18 protein-coding genes are annotated in these 20223 nt (G+C 60.7%); 10 read left to right on the top strand and 8 right to left on the bottom strand.

Translation table 11 applies throughout. The annotated features are described in order from the left end of the window. The first annotated feature begins 1 nt into the window (after position 1). From CRN80_RS16725 to CRN80_RS16705, 5 genes are all read left to right on the top strand, one after another. Positions 2 to 703 (top strand): ABC transporter ATP-binding protein, encoded by a 702-nt coding sequence (locus tag CRN80_RS16725; RefSeq protein ID WP_003193540.1) that lies wholly within the window; start codon positions 2 to 4, stop codon positions 701 to 703. 247 nt (positions 704 to 950) lie between these two features. Continuing rightward, positions 951 to 1247 carry a DUF2282 domain-containing protein gene (locus CRN80_RS16720; RefSeq protein WP_014717277.1) on the top strand — a complete coding sequence of 99 codons (297 nt, stop codon included), beginning with the start codon at positions 951 to 953 and terminating at the stop codon, positions 1245 to 1247. Positions 1248 to 1269: 22 nt separating this feature from the next. Then, positions 1270 to 2148 carry a DUF692 domain-containing protein gene (locus CRN80_RS16715; protein ID WP_098950618.1) on the top strand — a complete coding sequence of 293 codons (879 nt, stop codon included), beginning with the start codon at positions 1270 to 1272 and terminating at the stop codon, positions 2146 to 2148. Then, on the top strand, positions 2145 to 2921 hold the full coding sequence (locus CRN80_RS16710) for a DUF2063 domain-containing protein (RefSeq protein WP_098950617.1): 777 nt from the start codon (positions 2145 to 2147) through the stop codon (positions 2919 to 2921). The genes CRN80_RS16715 and CRN80_RS16710 overlap by 4 nt, the downstream gene beginning before the upstream one ends. Further along, positions 2918 to 3403, top strand: a complete 486-nt coding sequence (locus tag CRN80_RS16705) for a DoxX family protein (RefSeq protein ID WP_032895670.1) — start codon at positions 2918 to 2920, stop codon at positions 3401 to 3403. The genes CRN80_RS16710 and CRN80_RS16705 overlap by 4 nt, the downstream gene beginning before the upstream one ends. Here CRN80_RS16705 and CRN80_RS16700 read toward each other — a convergent pair. Then, positions 3394 to 4308: a LysR family transcriptional regulator gene (locus CRN80_RS16700; protein ID WP_098950616.1), complete on the bottom strand. Its 915-nt coding sequence runs from the start codon at positions 4306 to 4308 to the stop codon at positions 3394 to 3396. The genes CRN80_RS16705 and CRN80_RS16700 overlap by 10 nt on opposite strands. A gap of 217 nt (positions 4309 to 4525) precedes the next feature. Here CRN80_RS16700 and CRN80_RS16695 point away from each other — a divergent pair, with 217 nt between their 5' ends. From CRN80_RS16695 to CRN80_RS16685, 3 genes are all read left to right on the top strand, one after another. Then, positions 4526 to 5125 carry a short chain dehydrogenase gene (locus tag CRN80_RS16695; protein WP_032895667.1) on the top strand — a complete coding sequence of 200 codons (600 nt, stop codon included), beginning with the start codon at positions 4526 to 4528 and terminating at the stop codon, positions 5123 to 5125. A 96-nt stretch (positions 5126 to 5221) separates the two neighbouring features. Then, positions 5222 to 5893, top strand: a complete 672-nt coding sequence (locus CRN80_RS16690) for a COG3650 family protein (RefSeq protein WP_032895666.1) — start codon at positions 5222 to 5224, stop codon at positions 5891 to 5893. Positions 5894 to 5978: 85 nt separating this feature from the next. Continuing rightward, positions 5979 to 7592: an NAD(P)/FAD-dependent oxidoreductase gene (locus tag CRN80_RS16685; protein ID WP_019817841.1), complete on the top strand. Its 1614-nt coding sequence runs from the start codon at positions 5979 to 5981 to the stop codon at positions 7590 to 7592. Between the two features lie 606 nt (positions 7593 to 8198). On the opposite strand, the gene CRN80_RS16680 is transcribed toward CRN80_RS16685, so the two are convergent. From CRN80_RS16680 to CRN80_RS16670, 3 genes are read right to left on the bottom strand one after another with little or no spacing between them, the layout of a single operon-like run. Further along, on the bottom strand, positions 8199 to 9545 hold the full coding sequence (locus CRN80_RS16680) for an ATP-binding protein (RefSeq protein ID WP_098950615.1): 1347 nt from the start codon (positions 9543 to 9545) through the stop codon (positions 8199 to 8201). Next, positions 9542 to 10219: a response regulator gene (locus tag CRN80_RS16675; protein WP_003193559.1), complete on the bottom strand. Its 678-nt coding sequence runs from the start codon at positions 10217 to 10219 to the stop codon at positions 9542 to 9544. The genes CRN80_RS16680 and CRN80_RS16675 overlap by 4 nt, the downstream gene beginning before the upstream one ends. 18 nt (positions 10220 to 10237) lie before the next feature. Continuing rightward, positions 10238 to 10546, bottom strand: a complete 309-nt coding sequence (locus CRN80_RS16670; protein WP_032895663.1) for a hypothetical protein — start codon at positions 10544 to 10546, stop codon at positions 10238 to 10240. Between the two features lie 138 nt (positions 10547 to 10684). Here CRN80_RS16670 and CRN80_RS16665 point away from each other — a divergent pair, with 138 nt between their 5' ends. Further along, positions 10685 to 11401 carry a 4'-phosphopantetheinyl transferase gene (locus tag CRN80_RS16665; RefSeq protein ID WP_098950614.1) on the top strand — a complete coding sequence of 239 codons (717 nt, stop codon included), beginning with the start codon at positions 10685 to 10687 and terminating at the stop codon, positions 11399 to 11401. A 103-nt stretch (positions 11402 to 11504) separates the two neighbouring features. On the opposite strand, the gene CRN80_RS16660 is transcribed toward CRN80_RS16665, so the two are convergent. Then, a complete protein-coding gene (locus tag CRN80_RS16660; RefSeq protein WP_098950613.1) occupies positions 11505 to 13115 on the bottom strand; it encodes an ATP-binding protein in 1611 nt (536 codons plus the stop codon). Beyond that, positions 13112 to 13837 (bottom strand): response regulator, encoded by a 726-nt coding sequence (locus tag CRN80_RS16655; RefSeq protein WP_032895658.1) that lies wholly within the window; start codon positions 13835 to 13837, stop codon positions 13112 to 13114. The genes CRN80_RS16660 and CRN80_RS16655 overlap by 4 nt, the downstream gene beginning before the upstream one ends. Before the next feature lie 779 nt (positions 13838 to 14616). On the opposite strand from CRN80_RS16655, the gene CRN80_RS16645 reads away from it, so the two are divergent. Next, entirely contained in the window at positions 14617 to 17511 is a 2895-nt protein-coding gene (locus tag CRN80_RS16645) for a ribonucleoside-diphosphate reductase subunit alpha (protein ID WP_032879843.1), read from the top strand. A 92-nt stretch (positions 17512 to 17603) separates the two neighbouring features. Here CRN80_RS16645 and CRN80_RS16640 read toward each other — a convergent pair whose 3' ends face one another. Both CRN80_RS16640 and flgE read right to left on the bottom strand, forming a co-directional pair. Next, complete coding sequence (locus CRN80_RS16640; protein WP_169918221.1) at positions 17604 to 18704, bottom strand: hypothetical protein; 1101 nt, start codon at positions 18702 to 18704, stop codon at positions 17604 to 17606. A 177-nt stretch (positions 18705 to 18881) separates the two neighbouring features. Then, a complete protein-coding gene (flgE, locus tag CRN80_RS16635) occupies positions 18882 to 20192 on the bottom strand; it encodes a flagellar hook protein FlgE (RefSeq protein ID WP_047711608.1) in 1311 nt (436 codons plus the stop codon). Between the last annotated feature and the right edge of the window lie 31 nt (positions 20193 to 20223).

Here is a 20223-nt window from a genome sequence, read left to right as displayed (position 1 = left end):
AATGCTGCAATTCGAAAACGTTTCCACTTTCTACGGCAAGATCCAGGCCCTGCACAGCGTCAATGTGGAAGTGCGCCAGGGTGAGATCGTCACCCTGATCGGCGCCAACGGTGCCGGCAAATCGACCTTGCTGATGACCTTGTGCGGTTCGCCGCAAGCCTACAGTGGCAGCATCCGCTACATGGGTGAAGAACTGGTGGGCAAGCACTCCGCCGAGATCATGCGCAAGAGCATTGCGGTGGTGCCCGAAGGCCGTCGGGTGTTCTCGCGCCTGACCGTCGAAGAGAACCTGGCCATGGGTGGGTTCTTTACCGACAAGGGCGATTACCAGGAGCAGATGGACAAGGTGCTGCACCTGTTCCCCCGCCTCAAGGAGCGCTTCAGCCAGCGCGGCGGCACCATGTCCGGCGGCGAGCAGCAAATGCTCGCCATCGGCCGGGCGCTGATGAGCAAGCCCAAGCTGTTGCTGCTGGACGAGCCTTCCCTGGGCCTGGCACCGATCATCATCCAGCAGATCTTCGACATCATCGAACAGCTGCGCAAGGACGGTGTGACGGTGTTTTTGGTAGAGCAGAACGCCAACCAGGCGCTGAAAATCGCTGACCGCGCCTATGTGCTGGAGAATGGCCGGGTGGTGATGCAGGGCACCGGTGAGCAATTGCTGACCGATCCGAAGGTGCGGGAGGCGTACCTGGGCGGCTAAACAAAGGCTGCCATAGAAACCGGATCAAAAATGTGGGAGCGGGCTTGCTCGCGAATGCGGTGAATCAGCCAGGAAACTGTTGGCTGACACACTGCATTCGCGAGCAAGCCCGCTCCCACATTTGTTTGGTGTGAACCCTAATATTTAATTTATTTCCGAAGTCTGTGTAACGCAATTCGTCGAGCCCTCTCTAGTGGTGCATGCAGGCAATCAAGCCTGCGCATTCAACCACTGCTGGAGACACACCATGACCACCAAACTGTCCGCTGCCACCCTCGTTCTGGCCCTTGGTTCTGCCCTGAGCCTGTCCGCCCTGACCACCACCGCCCACGCAGCCGACGACATGCAGAAATGCTTCGGCGTGGCTGAAGCCGGCAAGAATGATTGCGCCGCAGGCGCCGGTACTTCCTGCGCTGGCACCTCCAAAACCAAAGACCAGGCCAATGCCTGGAAACTGGTCCCTGCCGGCACGTGCACCCAGACCCCAAGCACCACCTCGCCGACCGGTTTTGGCCAGGAAGCGGCCTTCACCGCCAAATCCTGACCCCCGCGCAGCCTGAGTATTGATGATGACGCTTACAGCCCAACACGCGGTCTCACCGGCTCAGGCGCCCGGCCTGCCCTATCGGGCCGGGCTGGGGCTCAAGACCGAGCACTTCACCGAGGTGCTCGAGACCTGCCCCGACATCGGTTTTTTCGAAGTACACGCCGAAAACTACATGGTGGCCGGCGGCCCGTTTCACCACTATCTGGGGTTGATTCGTGCGCAGTACCCCCTGTCACTGCACGGCGTCGGCCTGTCCATCGGCGGCGAAGGCCCTCTGGACCGCGAGCACCTGGCACGCCTGGCCACGCTGATCGAACGCTACCAACCCCAGTCTTTTTCCGAACACCTGGCCTGGTCCAGCCACGGCCCGGTGTTTCTCAACGACCTGCTGCCTCTGGCCTATGACGCCAGCACCCTGGAGCGGGTATGCGCACACGTCGACCAGGTACAAAGCACGCTCAAGCGCCCGATGCTGCTGGAAAACCCGTCCACCTATTTGCAGTTCCAGCGCTCTACCCTGGACGAAACCGACTTCATCAGCGAGATCGTCCGCCGTACGGGTTGCGGCCTGCTGCTCGACGTCAACAACGTCTACGTGTCCTGCATCAATCACCAGCGCGACCCGCTGGCCTACATCGATGCCTTGCCATTACACGCAGTGGGCGAGATTCATCTGGCCGGTTTTGCCGAAGACACCGACAGCTTGGGCGACCGCCTGCTGATCGATGACCACGGCGCGCCGATCGATAACGCCGTGTGGCAGTTGTACGCACAGGTATTGGCACGGACGGGAGCGGTGGCAACACTGATCGAGCGGGACAACCACGTGCCCGCGTTCAGCGTGTTGCAAGCAGAGGCCCGGCAGGCCGAAGGGTATTTGTCAGAGGTGGCCCGATGAGTATTCAGCAGGCATTTGCCCAGGCTTTACTGGCCCCGCAAGCAACCTGCCCCGAGGGCGTGTTCAGCAGCAACGGTGCCGAGCCGGCGAGCCGCTTTGCGGTGTATCGAAACAATGTGCATAGCGCGTTGATCAATGCTTTGGCAGCCGCCTACCCGGTGGCGCGGCAACTGGTCGGCGATGAGTTTTTCCGCGCCATGGCCGGCCTGTATGTCCAAGCCCACCCGCCTATCAGCCCGTTGATCAGTGAGTACGGCGGCACGTTCGCTGACTTTATCCAGGCTTTCGAACCGGCCTCAAGCGTGCCCTACCTGGCCGATGTCGCTCGGCTGGAACGCTTACGGGTTCGCGCTTATCACGCGGCGGATTGCCAGGTCCTGGATCAGCACAGCGTACTTGAGCAACTGCAAGGTTGCGCGCAACTGGGGCAACTGCGTGTACGACTGCATCCGTCACTCGCCACGCTGGAATCGTCCTACGCGGTGGTATCGGTTTGGGCGGCGCACCAGACCGACGGGGCCGTCGCCAACTTGAACCCCTGGCATGCCCAAGGCGCGCTGGTCTTGCGCCAAGGGTTGGCGGTCAAGGTATTCGCCGTCGACAGCGGATCAGTGACCTTTATCAACCGCCTCAACCAAGGCGCTGGGTTGGAGATGGCCATAGCTGATGCCCTGCAAGCCTCCACCGAATTCGATTTGCACCAATGTCTCACGCTGTTGATCAGCCACGACGCCATCACCCATTTGCACCTGCAACCCGAGGTATTGCCATGAACACTTCCGCTCCCTGCCTGGTAAAGCGAACCGTCGCACTGTTTGAAAAAATCCCCTACAGCCTGATCGCCTTTATCGCGCGCTTCTCCATTGCGGCGGTGTTCTGGAAGTCCGGGCAGACCAAGGTCGAAGGCTTTGCCATCGACCTGATCAGCGGCACCTTCCAATGGGGCGAGCCCAAACTTGCCGCCTCGACCCTGTTTTTGTTTCGCAGCGAATACCAGTTGCCTCTGCTGTCGCCGCAGGTGGCAGCGCACTTGGCAACCTTTGCCGAGCACTTTTTTCCGGTATTGATCCTGCTGGGGTTCGCCACGCGCTTTTCGGCCCTGGCCTTGATCGGCATGACCCTGACCATCCAGCTGTTCGTCTACCCGGACGCCTATCCCACTCACGGCACCTGGCTTGCACTGTTATTGCTGTTGCTTGCCAAAGGGCCGGGTTGGCTGTCCATCGACCACCTGATTGCCCGTCGTTATCGCTGAAGTCGGTCCAGTGCCTCGCCGCTGCGCTTGAACCCGTCCACCAGGTAGTCGGCCAACACCTGGGTACGCCGTGGCAGGCCGCCCTGATAGGGATGCACCAGGTACATCGGCATGCTGCGTGTCTGATAGTCGCGCAGCAGCCAGCGCAATCGGCCGTCAGCCAGTTCCGCGGGTAGAACGTAGGACGGCAGGCGGGCAATACCGGCGCCGACCAACGCGGCTTTTTTCAGCAGGTTGTAGTGGTTGGAGGCGAAGGTGCCGCTCACCTTTACCCGCAGCAATTCGTGTTGCTGGTGGTACAACCATTCCTCGCGGCCACTGTAATGGCTGTTGAGCAAACAGCTGTGCGCCGCCAGGTCTGCCGGGGTCTGCGGCTCGCCATGCTGTTCCAGATAAGCCGGGCTGGCGCAGGTCATCTCATGCCAGGCCAGCAAAGGCTTGGCTACCAGGCGTTCATGTTCGATGGCGCCGGAGCGTACGCCCAAGTCAAAGCCATCGCGTGCCAAGTCTCGATAGCTGTTATTGAGCTCCAGTTCGATCTGCACCTGGGGATATTGCTTGGAGAATTCCAGCAACAAACCATCGAAGAAGGTTTCGCCCAACGACACCGGGACGGTCATACGCACAGGGCCGGCCAAATCATCTTTGAGCCGCGCCAAGGCCTGGCGGGCGCGCTCTACCTGCACCACCAACGCTTGTGCCTGGGGCAGCAACGCCGCGCCGGCAGCGGTGAGGCTCAGCTTGCGCGTGGTGCGGTGCAGCAGTACCACGGCGAACTGCGCTTCCAACTGGCTGATGCGCTTGGACAACTGCCCTTTGCTGCAGCCCAATTGTGCAGCCGCCACGGTGAAACTGCCGGCTTCGATCAGCACGGCGAACGCCGTCAGGCCATCCATTTCGCTCATGGATTGTTTCCATTTGAAAACCAAAGGTTGCCTATTAGCGCGTTTATCCAGCTAAAAAGCCACACTAGACTGAATGCGAACCCATACCCCTGTAGGAGCGAGCTTGCTCGCGAAAAACTCAAGATCGCCGCCGTGTAGTCATTTTTACCGCGTGATCGTTGACGTTCTTCGCCAGCAAGCTCGCTCCTACAGGCAATCAGCCCAGAGGAACAGCACGATGAAAATCCTATTGATCGGTGCCAGCGGCACCATCGGTTCAGCGGTCAAGGCGGAACTGGCCCAGCGCCACGAAGTGATCAGCATCGGCCGCACCAGCGGCGACTTTCAGGTGGATATCAGCGATAGCGCCTCGATCCGCAGGCTGTTCGAGCAGACCGGCAAGTTCGACGCCCTGATCTGCGCGGCAGGCAACGTCAACTTCGTGCCCCTGGCAGACATGAACGACAGCGATTTCGAACTGGGCCTGCGTGACAAGCTGATGGGCCAGGTCAACCTGCTGTTGATCGGTCGTGAGTACGCCAACGATGGCGCTTCGTTCACATTCACCAGCGGCATTCTGAACCGTGATCCGATCCGCACCGGCGCTTCGGCTGCTTTGGTCAACGGTGCATTGGACGCCTTCGTCAAAGCGGCGGCCATTGAGTTGCCACGCGGCCTGCGCATCAACTCGGTCAGCCCGACGGTGTTGCTGGAAGCCATGGGCAGCTATGCCCCTTATTTCCGCGGCTACAAACCGGCCCCCGCCGCCGATGTGGCGCTGGCTTACGCGAAAAGCGTCGAGGGCCTGCAAACCGGTCAGACCTTTATCGTAGGTTGAAGGTGATATCTGTAAGAAACGCCTGAAGCTGGCAAGCGGGCTTGTGATGCACGGCCAGCCTGCGTAACGTGGCGGCACTTGCCTGGAGACCCGATAATGCGCGCCGCCCGTACCCTCGCCCTGTTTGCCTTGCTTCCTCTGTTCGCCGCCTGCCAATTGTTTGAAAGCGAGCCGGCCAAGCCATCGACTGTCGGGCTGACCCGTATGCAGGGTGAGTTGACGGCGGTGGACGGCAAACTGCTGTTCCAGCCGTGTGGCGACCAGCGTAGCTACGTGGTCAACGACACCGGCGGCACCAGCGTCCTGCAGGAAGCGGCCTCGCTGGCCGGCCAGCAGGGCATGCTGTTTGCCGACCTGCGTGGCAAGTTTTCCGGGGTCGCCAGCGGCACCCAGGGTTCAGTAGACCTGCAACAGCTGTATCGCGTCGAACGCTCGACCTCAGCCTGCTCCGACCCGGACTTCAAGCGCATGATCCTGCGAGCCAATGGCCATAAACCCGCCTGGGCAATGAATGTCACGGCCAAGGGCATGGTGCTGGAACGCGAGGGCCAGCCACCTTTGGCAGTGCCGTACGTCGAGGAACAACTGGGCGACGGCCGTTTCAACCTGATGACCGAAGCCAATAACCAGCACATCGAACTGTGGGTGGCGCCCCAGCGCTGCGTCGACAGTGTGAGCGGCAGCCTGCAACACATGAGCGCCGAGTTGCGCGTGAACGGCCAGGTGCAGCGTGGTTGCGCGGCGTTCGGCGGCTCGCGGGACGATTAACCTGACGGAAAGTCGCCATTGGGGCTTATAATCGCCGGTTTGCAAAACAGCCGGCCTCCTTGCCCGCCGCCTACCGGATCCTGTCATGTTACGAATCACTGAACTCAAGCTGCCCATCGACCATCCCGAAGAAGACCTGCGCACTGCCATCGTGCAGCGCCTGGGCATCGCCAGTGATGACCTGCTCGATTTCACCCTGTTCAAGCGCAGCTACGATGCGCGTAAAAAGACCTCTGAGCTGTGCTTCATCTACACCGTTGACCTGAATGTGAAGGGCGAAGCCGCCCTGCTGCTCAAGTTTGCCGACGACCGCAACGTCAACCCGGCACCGGACGTCAGCTACAAGGTGGTGGGCCAGGCGCCGGAAGGCCTGGCTGAGCGGCCAATCGTGGTGGGCTTTGGCCCCTGCGGGATTTTCGCCGGGCTGCTGCTGGCACAGATGGGCTTCAAGCCGATCATCCTCGAGCGCGGCAAGGAAGTACGCCAACGCACCAAGGACACCTGGGGCCTGTGGCGCAAAAGCGTGCTCAACCCCGAATCCAACGTGCAATTTGGTGAAGGCGGCGCCGGTACCTTTTCCGACGGCAAGCTGTACAGCCAGATCAAGGACCCGAAATTCCACGGTCGCAAAGTGCTGCACGAGTTCGTCAAGGCCGGCGCGCCGGAAGAAATCCTCTACGTCAGCAAGCCGCACATTGGCACCTTCCGCCTGACCGGCGTGGTGGAAAACATGCGCGAGCAGATCATCGCCCTGGGCGGTGAAGTGCGCTTCGAACAGCGGGTCACCGACGTGCTGATAGAAGACGGCCAGTTGAACGGCGTGGTCATCGACGGCGGCGAGCAGATCCTCTCCAAGCATGTGATTCTTGCATTGGGCCACAGCGCCCGTGACACCTTCCGCATGCTCCACGACCGCGGCGTGTACATGGAAGCCAAGCCGTTCTCGGTGGGTTTCCGTATCGAGCACCCGCAGTCGCTGATCGACGCCGCGCGCCTGGGCAAATACGCTGGCCACCCGAAGCTGGGCGCTGCGGACTACAAGCTGGTGCACCACGCCAAGAATGGCCGTTCGGTCTACAGCTTCTGCATGTGCCCGGGCGGCACCGTCGTGGCCGCGACCTCGGAACCCCATCGCGTCGTGACCAACGGTATGAGCCAGTACTCGCGTAACGAGCGTAATGCCAACTCGGGCATCGTGGTAGGCATCACCCCCGAGGTGGATTACCCGGGCGGCCCGTTGGCCGGTATCGAGTTGCAGGAACGCCTGGAATCCCACGCCTACATCCTCGGCGGCAGTAACTACGAGGCCCCCGCGCAACTGGTGGGCGACTTCATCGCCGGCAAGCCCTCCACCGCGCTAGGCAGTGTGGAGCCGTCCTACAAACCCGGAGTGTCGTTGGGCGACCTGGCCCTGGCCTTGCCGGACTTCGCCATCGAAGCCATCCGCGAAGCCTTGCCGGCGTTCGAGAAGCAGATCAAAGGCTACTCGTTGCACGATGCGGTGTTGACCGGCATCGAGACCCGCACCTCGTCCCCATTGCGCATTACCCGCAATGAGTCGATGCAGAGCCTGAACGTCAAAGGCTTGTTCCCGGCCGGTGAAGGCGCGGGGTATGCCGGTGGGATTCTATCGGCGGGTGTCGACGGGATCCGGATCGCCGAGGCGCTGGCGCGGGATATGCTCGGCATCGAGGCCTAAAGCACACTGGCGGCAAGCATACATCCAATGTGTGGCTTGCCTGCGATGAGCATAGGTATCTACACAACTCTGGTGCGACGCTGGACCTGTGGCGAGGGAGCTTGCTCCCGTGACGGCCCCGGCGGCCAGTGCATATCTACTTGACGCCCGGCGATCCAAATGTGGGAGCGGGCTTGCTCGCGAAGGCGGCCTGACAGCCGTTCAAGATGTTAGGTCTGACCGCGTACATATCCATTATTTAGGTAACGGCCACCTAGGGTTCCGCTCTGACAGCGGCTCACTTTTGAAAAGCGCAAAAGTAAGCAAAACGCTCTTGCCCCACCACTCGGCACCTCGCTTAGGCTCGGTGTGCCCGTAATCCGCCAGTGATTTGGGGGGCCGCCGCCACGCGCCATCCATGGCGCGGGGCGGCTAAACCGGCATCCCTGCCGGTTTACCCCCCAAATCCCTGTCGAATTCCGGCCAGCGTGGTTTAACGGGGCGCCTAAGATCAAAAGCAGGTCAAGAGCAAGATCAAGAGCGGCTCGCTTCGCATCGTGGTTACCGTCGGTGGCTACAACCTAGATAGTTGTGTAGATACCCATGCTGCGATGAGGTCAGTGCAGGTCACAAAGCCGGAAAGTGAATCCTGAACGCCGCCCCACCCAACGCTGAATCCCCCAACGTCAACCGCGCGTGATAGCTTTCGATGATGTCCTTGACCACCGCCAGCCCGATCCCCTGCCCCGGGTGCTGGCGGTCGAGCCGTTCGCCACGCTGCAGGATCCGTGCACGCTGGTCCGATGGCACACCAGGGCCGTCGTCTTCGATACACAGCTCAATGCCATCCAGGTTTTCCACCAGGCTGATACGCACTTGCTTGAGGCACAGGCGGTAGGCGTTTTCCAGCAGGTTGCCGAGCATTTCAAGCAACGCGCCCTTTTCGATGGGCACCTCGCAGGCCTGCGGCAGATCAAACGTCACGGTGACCCGCTTGTCGCGATAAACCTTTTCCAATGTATCGCACAGGCTTTGCACCACCGGTTCCAGGCGTACCTGGTGACGCACCAGGCCACTTTTTCGCAGGCTGGCACGCTGCAACTGGTAACCGATCTGCTGGCTCATGCGTTCGATCTGCGATTGCAGCACCCACGCCTGGCTACGTTCTTCGGGGCGCTGGGCCATGTCTTCACTCACGCCCTGCAACACCGCCAGCGGGGTTTTCAGGCTGTGGGCCAAGTCATCGAGGGAGTCGCGGTAGCGCGCACGTTGTTCGCGCTCGCTGTGCAGCAAGCGGTTCAGGGAGCCGGTCAGGCGCAGCAGTTCGCGGGGGTGTTCTTCGCTGAGGCTTTCGCGGGTGCCGCCTTCGATCTGGTCGAGTTCATGGCTCAGGCGTCGCAGGGCTTGCAGGCCCCAGGTCAGGCCCAGCCACAACAGCGTCAACAACACCAGCAACGCCGCGCCGAACCCGAGGTAGAGGTTCTCGCGCAGACCTTCGAGGGTCAGTTGGTATTCGCGTACCGGCTGCAGGGCGACAATGCTGAACGCCGCGCTCTTGCCTCCCAGCAGCCGCACCTCGACGTCATACACGAAGAATTCCTGGCCATTGGCCTCGCGAATCCGCGCAAACTCGTTGCCGCGCCCGTCGTAACGCGGTTTGTAGTTGATGTTTTCTTCCTGGGTCGCCCGCGAGCGCCATACCAGATGGCCTTCACGGTCGTAGATATAGCCCAACAGCCGACTGTCGGTGAGGTTGAAACGCTCATCGGGCAACTGTGCCGGCATCAGCAGGCGGTTATTGTCGACCCGCGCCGCAGAAATCAGCGTTGTCACATCCGACGCCAGGCGCTGTTCGATGGAATCCTGCAGCGCCAGGCTGAACGCGCCTTGCATGGCCGGCAACAAGCCGAGCATAAACAGCACGGCCAGGGTGGCGGCCGCCAGCATCAGGCGCACACGTAGCGAACGAATCAACGGCAGCGCTCATTGAACAGGTAGCCCAGGCCACGCACGGTATCGATCGGCTTGAACCCAGCCGGGCCTTCCAGCTTGCGGCGCAGACGGCCGACCAGCACTTCGATCACGTTTGGGTCGCGCTCGTCGTCATCCGGGTAGAGTTGCTCCATCAAGCGGTCCTTGGCGACCACTTGCTGATGATGACGCATCAAGTATTCGAGGATCCGATACTCATAGGCGGTCAGTGCCAGGGGTTGCTCGTCCAGGGAGGCTTGCTTGCGGTTGAGGTCCAGCAGCAGCGGCCCGGCAACGATGGTCGACTGGGTAAAACCGCTGGAGCGGCGCAGCAAAGCGTTCATGCGCGCCTCCAGCTCTTCGAACTGGAACGGCTTGACCACGTAGTCGTCGGCCCCGGCCGCCAAGCCTTCAACCTTGTCCTGCCAGTTGCCGCGGGCGGTCAGGATCAGGATCGGGAAAGTCTTGGTCTGGGTGCGCAACTGGCGAATCAGGTCCAGGCCGCCCATGCCGGGCAGGCCAAGGTCGATGATCGCCAGGTCATGGTTGAACTGGCCGGTCTGGTACAGGGCTTCCTCGGCATTGGCCACGGCTTCGACCACATGCCCGCTGTCGGTCAGGCGGGTAAACAGGTGATGACGCAGCAGCGCCTCATCTTCCACCACCAGCAATTTCATAAGGTTCTCCACTGCAATTCAACTAGCCGACAGGGGGATATCATAGCGGCCCTGAAGGTCTTGGGGGCGCAGTTTTATGCCATTGTAGTGGCCGGTCAGGTGCGCGTAGCCGCTGCGATAGTCGGGTTGCGCAGGGGTAGCGCCCAGGGCCTGGCCCCACGGCGCAGCCTGAATGCCAGCATCTTCGAAGCTGACGCGATGGATCAGGTTGCTGGATTTCTTGGTTTTCTCGCTGCCAAAGGCCGCAAAGGCGCCATCGGACGCCTGCACACCGGCAGTGGCGCCGAGCATGGTCAAGGCCAACATCAGCTTTTTGATCGCAGTCATGGTGGTTACCTCATACGCGTTTGGGCTGTGGGGTCCAGACTACGCAGGCGCCCCTGAACTCCCCCTGAACAGGCTCTGAACCGCAGCTGAACCGCACCGGGCTATCCACTGGCGCGCCAACTCGGCAAAATACCGCGCATGACGCCCCTACCCGCTTGCTGCACCCCACTCGATGATCATTGGCCGTTGCCGGTTCCCTTGCCGGGCACGGTGTTTTTGAGCACGCGATTCGACCCGGCTTTATTGAGCCCCGGCGATTTCCAGCGCTGCGATGTGCCGCCGCCCGCGAGCATCCAGCGCTCGGTCGCCAAGCGCCAGGCGGAATTTCTCGCCGGCCGCCTGTGCGCGCGCGAAGCGCTGCAACGACTCGATCATCTGCACTGCATCCCGGCCATCGGCGAAGACCGCGCCCCGGTCTGGCCAGGGCATATCAGTGGTTCCATCACCCACAGCACCGGGCACGCTGCGGCGATTGTCGGGCACAAGGCGCAATGGCACGGGCTGGGCATGGACCTGGAGCATTTGCTGTCACTGGAACGGGCCGAACGCCTGGCCGGGGAAATTTTGACGGCCGATGAGCTGCAGCGCATGGCCGCCCTGCCCCGTGCGCAACAGGCCTTGCTGGTGACGCTGACGTTTTCGGTGAAGGAAAGCCTGTTCAAGGCGCTCTATCCGATCGTGCACAAGCGTTTTTATTTCGAGCATGCCGAGGTGTTGGAGTGGTCAGCGGCTGGGAGGGTGCGGTTGCGGCTGCTGACCGATCTTTCGCAAGAATGGAAACATGGCAAAGAGCTGGAAGGGCAGTTTGTGGTGCAAGGGGAGCAGTTGTTGAGCCTGGTGGCTGTCGCAATGTAGGAGCGAGCTTGCTCGCGAAAAACTCACAGACGCCGCGTTTATTCAGGCAGCACGCGTTATCGTTGAGGTTTTTCGCGAGCAAGCTCGCTCCTACAGTTGGGTTTCAGGGTTTATCTTGATCCCTGGGCCAGCTCAGGCTGAAGCACGCCCCGCCCAGGTTGTTGCTCTTGCTGATCAACGCCCGCCCGCCGTGCCAATAGATAATCCGCCGCACGATCGACAAGCCCAGGCCATGCCCGCCAGAAGCGCGGGTACGGCTGTCATCCAAGCGCAGGAACGGCGTGAAGATCCGCTCCCAGGCGCTTTCCGGCACGCCGGGGCCGTCGTCTTCCACATCGATGCGACAACGCACCTGCCCTACATGATAACTGATCAGCACCTGGCCCTTGGCATGGCGCATGGCGTTACTCACCAGGTTTTGCAGGGCGCGGTGCAAGTAGCGCGGTTCGGCATCGACCCAGGCGTCATCCCAATGCGCCGAGGACAGGCAAATACCCCGGGTAACGGTGACCTGCGGGCGCAATGGCGATAATTCGCCAATCACCTGGTCGAGCAATGCATTAAGGTCCACGCGCTGGAAATTCAGCTCCGGCGCGCCCTGTTCCAAGCGGGCATAAGTGAGCATCTCGTCCACCAAGCCATCGAGGTCCTGGATATCGCCATCCATGCCTTCCAGGTATTTGCGCCGGGCCTCGGGCGTGGCGGCATCACCGATCATCTCCAGGCCAAAGCGCAGGCGCGCGACCGGTGTGCGCAGCTCGTGGGAGACCGCGCGCACCAGCTCGCGCTGAATCGCCAGCAATTGCTGCAAGTGCTCGGCCATGCCATTGAAAGCTGCCGCCAGGCGCCCGACCGAGTCGGCACCGCGAGCGGGTACGCGCACTTCCAGGTTGCCCTTGGCGATACGCGTGGCCGCCGCTTCCAGGCCTTTGAGCCGGCGCTCAAGCTGACGCACCAGCAGATAGACGATCAAGCCGATCAGGGTCAGGCCAATCAAGGTGATCAGGATCAGCCACTGCGCCGGGTAAGGGTTCATCTGGTACAGCGGGCCGATCTCTAGAACCCACGGGGTGCCGACCATGCCGGCAAACACGCGAATCGAATCGCCGCCCTTGCCCAGCGCCATCACCGTATCGCCTTCCGCCACACGACGACGCTGGTCGTCGTCCATGTCGGCCTGGTCAAGGGCCGTCAGGTGCATCTCAAAACCAAAACCCTTGGCGTGTTTAATATCGGCCAGGCGCTGGGGCTGTTCGGCCACCGGGAAACGCACCAGTTCGTCGGCCAGCAGGTAAATAGTCGCACGGGCCAATTGCTCGCTGATCTGCTGCACTTCGCCGGTAAGCACCAATTGCTCTTGCTCGCTGACCAACCGCAGCACCCGCGCCGCGTGGGGGCCGGTCTGTTCCACCAGGACCTGGCCGCGTTGCAGGCGGTTGCGCTGGCCCAGGTCCAATTGCGCGTCGGTGAACGTATGCAGCTCCAGCGGAATACCGAGCAAACGCTCCCATACTGCCAAAGCGCGCTGACGTTCAATGGCGCTCATGGGCTGCAGGTTATCGCCCATCAACGCAAAGGTGCCGTGAGCCAGGCGCTCACGGTACTGGCCGCTGCGCACGTCATTAAGCAGGTGCAGCGCCAGGGCGCCGAGCAACGCCACAAGGATCAGCGCCGCACACATACCGCCGTAAATGCGCAGGAAGATCGAGTTCACAGTGGCATATCGGCAGCGGCTTCGGGGACGAACAGGTAGCCTTTGCTGCGGATGGTCTTGATCAGGCGTGGATGGATCGGATCGTCGCCGATCTTTGGCCGAATGCGCGAAATACGCACGTCAATAGAGCGATCCTGGCCGTCATAACCAATACCGCGCAGGGCGATGAAGATTTCTTCGCGGGACAGAATGCGCCCGGCGTTCGCAACCAGCAGCCACAAGAGGTCGAATTCAGCGCTGGTCAGTTCGATGCTGCCTTCCTGCAACCAGGCTTCGCGCAAGGCATTGTCCACCACCAGCGGGCCAAACTGCAGGCGGCGCTGGGTTTCCACTGCAACGGGCAACACCGGTTCGCTGCGGCGCAGCAGCGCCTGGATACGCGCCAGCAACAAGCGCGGGCGCACGGGTTTGCACACATAGTCGTCGGCGCCCATGTCCAGGCCCAGCACCTGGTCCATGTCGTCGGTGCGCGCGGTGAGCATCAGGATCACGCCGTCATAGCGCTCGCGCACCTTGCGGCAGATGCTCAGGCCGTCTTCGCCGGGCAGCATCAGGTCGAGGATCACCAGGTCCGGCTGCTCGGCGATGATGCGCGCCACGGCCTTAGCACCATCGCCTTCCACCGACACGCGCAGGCCGTTGCTTTCCAGGTACTCACGGGTCAACTCGGCGAGTCGCTCGTCGTCCTCGACGATCAGTATCTGCCAGGCTTCTTGCTCCATGCGCTACCTCGTTGTTATTAGAATTTCTTCTGGCCGACACAATCGAATGTGAAATACGGCCAGCTCCCACATATTGATCTTCAGCAGGCATAGCCTGTTTGTCATGTTTTGAGGGCATAACAAAGGCCGATTGTAGCCATGCACCGGCCCTTGAACACAAGCCGGGAAATCCATTCGGCCATGGCGGTTTTTTGTGGTAGGGTTCGCGCCCTCAAAATTCCCGCCGGCAGTTTCTACCCGGGAATATTCGGTGACAAACGGTGTAATCCAGTAGTAATGCGGCCTACACGGGTGTTCCATGATTCATACACATTTTACCCACAGCGTTATCCACAGGTAGTGCGTTGCTAAGCCCCCCAAAACGCATTATCTTGTACCTCGGCGCTAAAAAAACCCTACATGTAGGGTTTTCAGCGAAAAGACCAAACACATATCCGGCAAGAAACTCAAGCGCTTTCTTGCTCGCGTCTGGTTGAACCAAAGCATTTTTTGAAAGCCCAAACCGCGCACGCGGATGGCAACCGTTTTCCAGCCCGATTGGCAGAAAACGGTACGGGTGTTGCAGGGCTTGAATGGGGCCACTGTCACCCACCAGGAATACGGCGAAGGGCTCCCCGGCCCCAAACCAAAGACTTCGGCATGGAAGCGGCGCGATGAGCTCCCTTCCTCCTGTCCCGAAGTTGTTATGCCAGGCCAAGGCCTGCTGTAAGTGCTTCAGGACGGAACGGTGGGCACCGTGATGGTGCCCAAATAAATATAGAATGTGGAGACACCCCCTCATGCAAACCGACACAACTCGCGAGAACCCGCAAGGCTCCGTGCCGCAGGCCGCTGATTCGAACCTGGATCTGTCCGCCACTGCACCTGGCCAACTGCGCGTGATCAAGCGTAACGGCACTGTCGTTCCTTATACCGATGACAAAATCACCGTCGCCATCACCAAAGCGTTTCTTGCAGTTGAAGGCGGCACCGCTGCCGCTTCGTCGCGCATCCACGATACCGTTGCCCGCCTGACCGAACAGGTCACCGCGACCTTCAAGCGTCGCATGCCATCGGGCGGCACCATCCACATCGAAGAAATCCAGGACCAGGTTGAACTGGCCCTGATGCGTGCCGGCGAGCAGAAAGTGGCCCGCGACTACGTGATCTACCGTGATTCGCGCGCCAAGGAACGTGCCGTACGTTCCCCGGCCGAAGAAGCCGCCGTTCAAGCGCACCCGTCGATCCGCATCACCCTGGCCGACGGCAGCTTCGCACCGCTGGACCTGGGCCGCCTGAACACCATCATCACCGAGGCCTGCGAAGGCCTGGAAGAAGTCGACGGTGACCTGATCCAGCGCGAAACCCTGAAGAACCTGTACGACGGCGTGGCCCTGACCGACGTCAACACCGCCCTGGTGATGACCGCCCGTACCCTGGTCGAGCGTGAGCCGAACTACTCGTTCGTGACCGCGCGCCTGCTGATGGACACCCTGCGCGCCGAAGGCCTGGGCTTCCTGAAAGTCGCCGACAGCGCCACTCACCACGAGATGGCCGACCTGTACGCCAAGGCTCTGCCGGCCTACATCGCCAAAGGTATCGAATTCGAATTGCTGAACCCGATCCTGGCCACCTTCGACCTGGAAAAACTCGGCAAGGCCATCAACCACGAGCGTGACCAGCAGTTCACCTACCTGGGCCTGCAAACCCTGTACGACCGTTACTTCATCCACAAGGACGGTATCCGCTTCGAACTGCCGCAAGTGTTCTTCATGCGCGTGGCCATGGGCCTGGCGATCGAAGAGAAGAACAAAGAAGACCGTGCGATCGAGTTCTACAACCTGCTGTCGTCCTTCGACTACATGTCGTCGACCCCGACCCTGTTCAACGCCGGTACCCTGCGTCCACAGCTGTCGAGCTGCTACCTGACCACCGTGCCGGATGACCTGTCGGGCATCTACCACGCGATCCACGACAACGCCATGCTGTCCAAATTCGCCGGCGGCCTGGGTAACGACTGGACACCGGTGCGCGCACTGGGTTCGTACATCAAGGGCACCAACGGCAAGTCCCAGGGCGTCGTACCGTTCCTGAAAGTGGTGAACGACACCGCCGTTGCCGTGAACCAGGGTGGCAAGCGCAAAGGCGCGGTGTGTGCCTACCTGGAAACCTGGCACATGGACATTGAAGAGTTCATCGAGCTGCGCAAGAACACCGGTGATGACCGTCGTCGTACCCACGACATGAACACCGCCAACTGGATCCCTGACCTGTTCATGAAGCGCGTCTTCGATGACGGCAAGTGGACCCTGTTCTCGCCATCCGAAGTACCGGACCTGCACGACCTGACCGGCAAGGCCTTCGAAGAGCGCTACGAGTACTACGAAGCCCTCACCGAGTACCCAGGCAAGGTCAAGCTGTTCAAGACCATCCAGGCCAAAGACCTGTGGCGCAAAATGCTGTCCATGCTGTTCGAAACCGGCCACCCATGGTTGACCTTCAAGGACCCATGCAACCTGCGCAGCCCGCAGCAGCACGTGGGCGTGGTCCACAGCTCGAACCTGTGCACCGAGATCACCTTGAACACCAACAAGGACGAGATCGCCGTTTGCAACCTGGGCTCGATCAACCTGCCGAACCACATCGTCAACGGCAAGCTGGACACCGCCAAGCTGGAACGCACCGTCAACACCGCCGTACGCATGCTCGATAACGTGATCGACATCAACTACTACTCGGTGCCACAGGCGCAGAACTCCAACTTCAAGCACCGTCCGGTTGGCCTGGGCATCATGGGCTTCCAGGACGCTTTGTACCTGCAGCACATTCCTTACGGTTCGGACGCAGCCGTCGAGTTCGCCGACAAGTCCATGGAAGCGGTCAGCTACTACGCGATCCAGGCTTCCTGCGACCTGGCCGACGAGCGTGGCGCCTACGAGACGTTCCAGGGTTCGCTGTGGTCCAAGGGCATCCTGCCGCTGGATTCGCAACAGATCCTGATCGAAGCCCGTGGCCAGAAGTACATCGACGTTGACCTGAACGAAACCCTGGACTGGGCGCCGGTACGTGCCCGTGTGCAGAAAGGTATTCGTAACTCCAACATCATGGCCATCGCGCCGACCGCCACCATCGCCAACATCACCGGCGTGTCGCAGTCGATCGAACCGACCTACCAGAACCTGTATGTGAAATCGAACCTGTCGGGCGAATTCACCGTGATCAACCCGTACCTGGTTCGCGACCTCAAGGCCCGCGGCCTGTGGGACTCGGTCATGATCAACGACCTGAAGTACTACGACGGTTCCGTGCAGCAGATCGAGCGCATCCCGCAAGAACTCAAAGAGCTCTACGCGACCGCGTTCGAAGTGGACACCAAGTGGATCGTTGACGCCGCCAGCCGTCGTCAGAAGTGGATCGACCAGGCCCAGTCCCTGAACCTGTACATCGCCGGCGCTTCGGGCAAGAAGCTGGACGTGACCTACCGCATGGCGTGGTACCGTGGCTTGAAAACCACTTACTACCTCCGTGCCCTGGCCGCCACCAGCACCGAGAAGTCGACCATCAACACCGGCAAGCTGAACGCAGTGTCCAGCGGCAACCACGGTGATGACTCGGTACTCGCAGCGCCAGCCGGCCCGGCACCTGTGCCAAAGGCCTGCGCGATTGACGAGCCGGATTGCGAAGCTTGCCAATAAGCTGAGCCAGTCCGGGGATATTGTCCCCCTGGATTGAAAAAGCCCGATAGACCCCGACTGCATAGGGTTTATCGGGCTTTTTGCTTATCGTCTTAGAGAAACGCGTACGCAATACCCTGCTTTGGCGCGCCACCTCGGCGCCCCCACAACTCCACGCGCCCGTCGATGACCGCCATCGAATGGCGATCGTAGGCCACAACACCGAGCTTGCCGCTCGCCAGCTCACCGCTTGAAGACTGCCGGTAAAGCCCTTTCAACCCCAGGCGGTCCAATGCTTCGTGGGGCATTTCGCCGTTGTTCAAACTTTGCATCGCATGGGCGAAGCTTCTTTTGGATTGACTCGGGTTGTCGTCCAGGCCATTCCCTTCCATCTGTGCCCGCTTGGCGCTCGCTGCGAACATGAAGTTGGCATCGGTCAGCATGCCCGGATTGTCACCCTTGAACTGTGCATACCTGGCCGCTTGCTTTAATTCATCCTTGGAGAGATTAAGTTCGAAGCCGTCGCGCATCTTCACGTGATAACCGTCTGCGGTTTCTTTTACCTCCTTGAAAACGTCGGTGGGTTTCTGGCCAAACTTCATCATTGCACCCTTTATCGCCGACACCGTGACGCAATTGCCATCGGGCCCCTGGCTGAATCCGCTCCAGATGTTGTCCGGCTTTTTCCCTGGGTTACTTTGATCAGGCTTGTAGTTGAAGTGCTTGGAGCCTTCGGTAATCGGCAGATTACTCATGGGCTCACTGGGCCCGAAATTGCCGGGGCTTGGCCTGCCACCACCGCCTCCGCCACCTCCCCCACCTGGCGACGGGCCAGGAGAAGGTGGCGAAGGTTTGGGTGATGTATCGTCGGTTTCCGGAAACCATTCCCTCATCAGACGCCGCAGCATCTCCAGCCACGAGACGTCCGCCTTCGCGATCAACTCCTGCATGATCTCCTTGAATTTTTCGTCACCCAGTTCTTCGCGCTTCTCGTTCAACTGGTCACGAAGGTATTGGACGGTCTGGCTCTTGGATGTTTTCTCGGCATCCCTCAGTTGATCGAGCAGTTGCCTGACCGACTCAGCATCAGAGGACTTGCCTCCTCCGGGCTCATCCGACTGACTTTTGCGTCCGTATACACCGGCGCTGAAATCATTCGGGACAAACCAATGGCTGCCTGCTGGTACCCCTTCCCACTGCTTGTACATCGCCATGCCTCTCTCCCGCTGGTCGATGGGCGACAGGCGCCCGTGCCCCGTGCGTGGCGCAATGGGCGCTGGGCGTTCCAGCAGCAAGGCGAAATGAAACAGGCGGTAAACTATTAACGCGCGCGCACAAAAAAGCCCCTCGATCGAGGGGCCTTTTTGTGTGCGGGTATTAGCGCGGTGGCATCAGGTCATCTGAATGATGGTCTGCATGATAGTGCTTTGGGTGGAGATGGTCTTGGCGTTCGCCTGGTAGTTGCTCTGGGCCTTGATCAGGTCAACCAGCTCGCTGGTCAGATTGACGTTGGAGTTCTCCAGGGAGTTGGCCACGATCGAACCCAGGGTACCGGCCTGAGGGTTGTCATAACCCGGCTGGCCCGAGGCGAAGGTCTCTTTCCAGGTGGTCGCACCGGCTGGCTGCAGGCCCTGCTCGTTGTTGAAGCTGGCCAGGGAGATCTGGCCGATAGCCTTGCTCTGCTGGTTGCTGAAAGTGGCGAAGAGGACGCCGCTGCCGTCGATCTTCAGGCCGGTGATCTGGCCGGTGGCATAGCCATCGGTGACCGGCGGGTTACGGTAGGTGGCCGAGTTGTACTGGGTAATGTTGGCCATGTTGATGGCGATACCACCCGGGTTGGCATCTGCACCGTTAGCCTTCCATACGCCGTCGGTTACCTTGCCGGGAACCCAACCGGCAACGGTCAGGGTCTTGTCGGACACACCATTGGTGACGACGGTAGTCAGATTGCCAGCGCCGTCAAAGGTCAATGTCGACGGCACAGGTGGCGTCGAAGGGGTGCCGGTCGGTGCCGAACCATCAGGGTTACGACCGTCGATCAGGGTATAGGCATTCCACTTGTTGCCGTCGGTTTTCACCAGGTACTGCACCATCGGGTGCGCGTTACCTTGGGAGTCGTACAAGGTGGTGCTGTACTGGGTAGTGAAGGTGTCGGTCTTGGTTGGATCAAACGGCTTGGCGGTCTGGTCGATCACCGGCTCCGAGGAGTTCAGGTTGCTGGTGGAGTCGACCTTGGTGGACGCCTTCGGCGGCAGGTTCGCCAGGTTCAGTTGCAGGTCGACCAAGCCACCCTTGCTGATCTTGCCATTATCGTCCGCGGCATACCCTTGCAAGCGGGAAGTGCCGGTGTTGTTGGTGATGTAGCCGTCCTTGTCCGCACGGAAAGCGCCGCTACGGGTGTACTCCAGCGAACCGTCGCTGCCCTTCTGTACGAAGAAGCCACCGCCCTGGATCGCCATGTCGAGGATGCCACCGCTGCCGTTGACGTCGCCCTGGGTGAACTGCTGGGACACCGCCGCCAGGTTCACACCGTTGCCGATGCTGTTCTGGCCAGTGCCCAGCTTGGAAGCCGCGTAGATATCGGCGAATTCCGCACGGGATGACTTGAAGCCAGTGGTCGCGACGTTGGCGATGTTGTTGCCGGTCACGTCCAGTTGTTTGTTGGCCGCATAGAGGCCGCTAAGGCCGATATTAAAAGACATGTTTCTCTCCCTCTGCCGTATTTAGCCGGCT

Origin of the sequence: Pseudomonas sp. FDAARGOS_380 (assembly GCF_002591235.1) — a bacterium.
Taxonomy (GTDB): domain Bacteria; phylum Pseudomonadota; class Gammaproteobacteria; order Pseudomonadales; family Pseudomonadaceae; genus Aquipseudomonas; species Aquipseudomonas salmasensis.
Note: the sequence above shows the minus strand (reverse complement) of the source record. Positions and strands in the feature narration are given on the sequence as shown.

Coding starts and splice junctions, on each gene's coding strand:
- CRN80_RS16725 (WP_003193540.1), top strand. CDS start 2: ATGCTGCAATTCGAAAACGTTTCCACTTTCTACGGCAAGATCCAGGCC.
- CRN80_RS16720 (WP_014717277.1), top strand. CDS start 951: ATGACCACCAAACTGTCCGCTGCCACCCTCGTTCTGGCCCTTGGTTCT.
- CRN80_RS16715 (WP_098950618.1), top strand. CDS start 1,270: ATGATGACGCTTACAGCCCAACACGCGGTCTCACCGGCTCAGGCGCCC.
- CRN80_RS16710 (WP_098950617.1), top strand. CDS start 2,145: ATGAGTATTCAGCAGGCATTTGCCCAGGCTTTACTGGCCCCGCAAGCA.
- CRN80_RS16705 (WP_032895670.1), top strand. CDS start 2,918: ATGAACACTTCCGCTCCCTGCCTGGTAAAGCGAACCGTCGCACTGTTT.
- CRN80_RS16700 (WP_098950616.1), bottom strand. CDS start 4,308: ATGAGCGAAATGGATGGCCTGACGGCGTTCGCCGTGCTGATCGAAGCC.
- CRN80_RS16695 (WP_032895667.1), top strand. CDS start 4,526: ATGAAAATCCTATTGATCGGTGCCAGCGGCACCATCGGTTCAGCGGTC.
- CRN80_RS16690 (WP_032895666.1), top strand. CDS start 5,222: ATGCGCGCCGCCCGTACCCTCGCCCTGTTTGCCTTGCTTCCTCTGTTC.
- CRN80_RS16685 (WP_019817841.1), top strand. CDS start 5,979: ATGTTACGAATCACTGAACTCAAGCTGCCCATCGACCATCCCGAAGAA.
- CRN80_RS16675 (WP_003193559.1), bottom strand. CDS start 10,219: ATGAAATTGCTGGTGGTGGAAGATGAGGCGCTGCTGCGTCATCACCTG.
- CRN80_RS16670 (WP_032895663.1), bottom strand. CDS start 10,546: ATGACTGCGATCAAAAAGCTGATGTTGGCCTTGACCATGCTCGGCGCC.
- CRN80_RS16665 (WP_098950614.1), top strand. CDS start 10,685: ATGACGCCCCTACCCGCTTGCTGCACCCCACTCGATGATCATTGGCCG.
- CRN80_RS16655 (WP_032895658.1), bottom strand. CDS start 13,837: ATGGAGCAAGAAGCCTGGCAGATACTGATCGTCGAGGACGACGAGCGA.
- CRN80_RS16645 (WP_032879843.1), top strand. CDS start 14,617: ATGCAAACCGACACAACTCGCGAGAACCCGCAAGGCTCCGTGCCGCAG.
- CRN80_RS16640 (WP_169918221.1), bottom strand. CDS start 18,704: ATGGCGATGTACAAGCAGTGGGAAGGGGTACCAGCAGGCAGCCATTGG.
- flgE (WP_047711608.1), bottom strand. CDS start 20,192: ATGTCTTTTAATATCGGCCTTAGCGGCCTCTATGCGGCCAACAAACAA.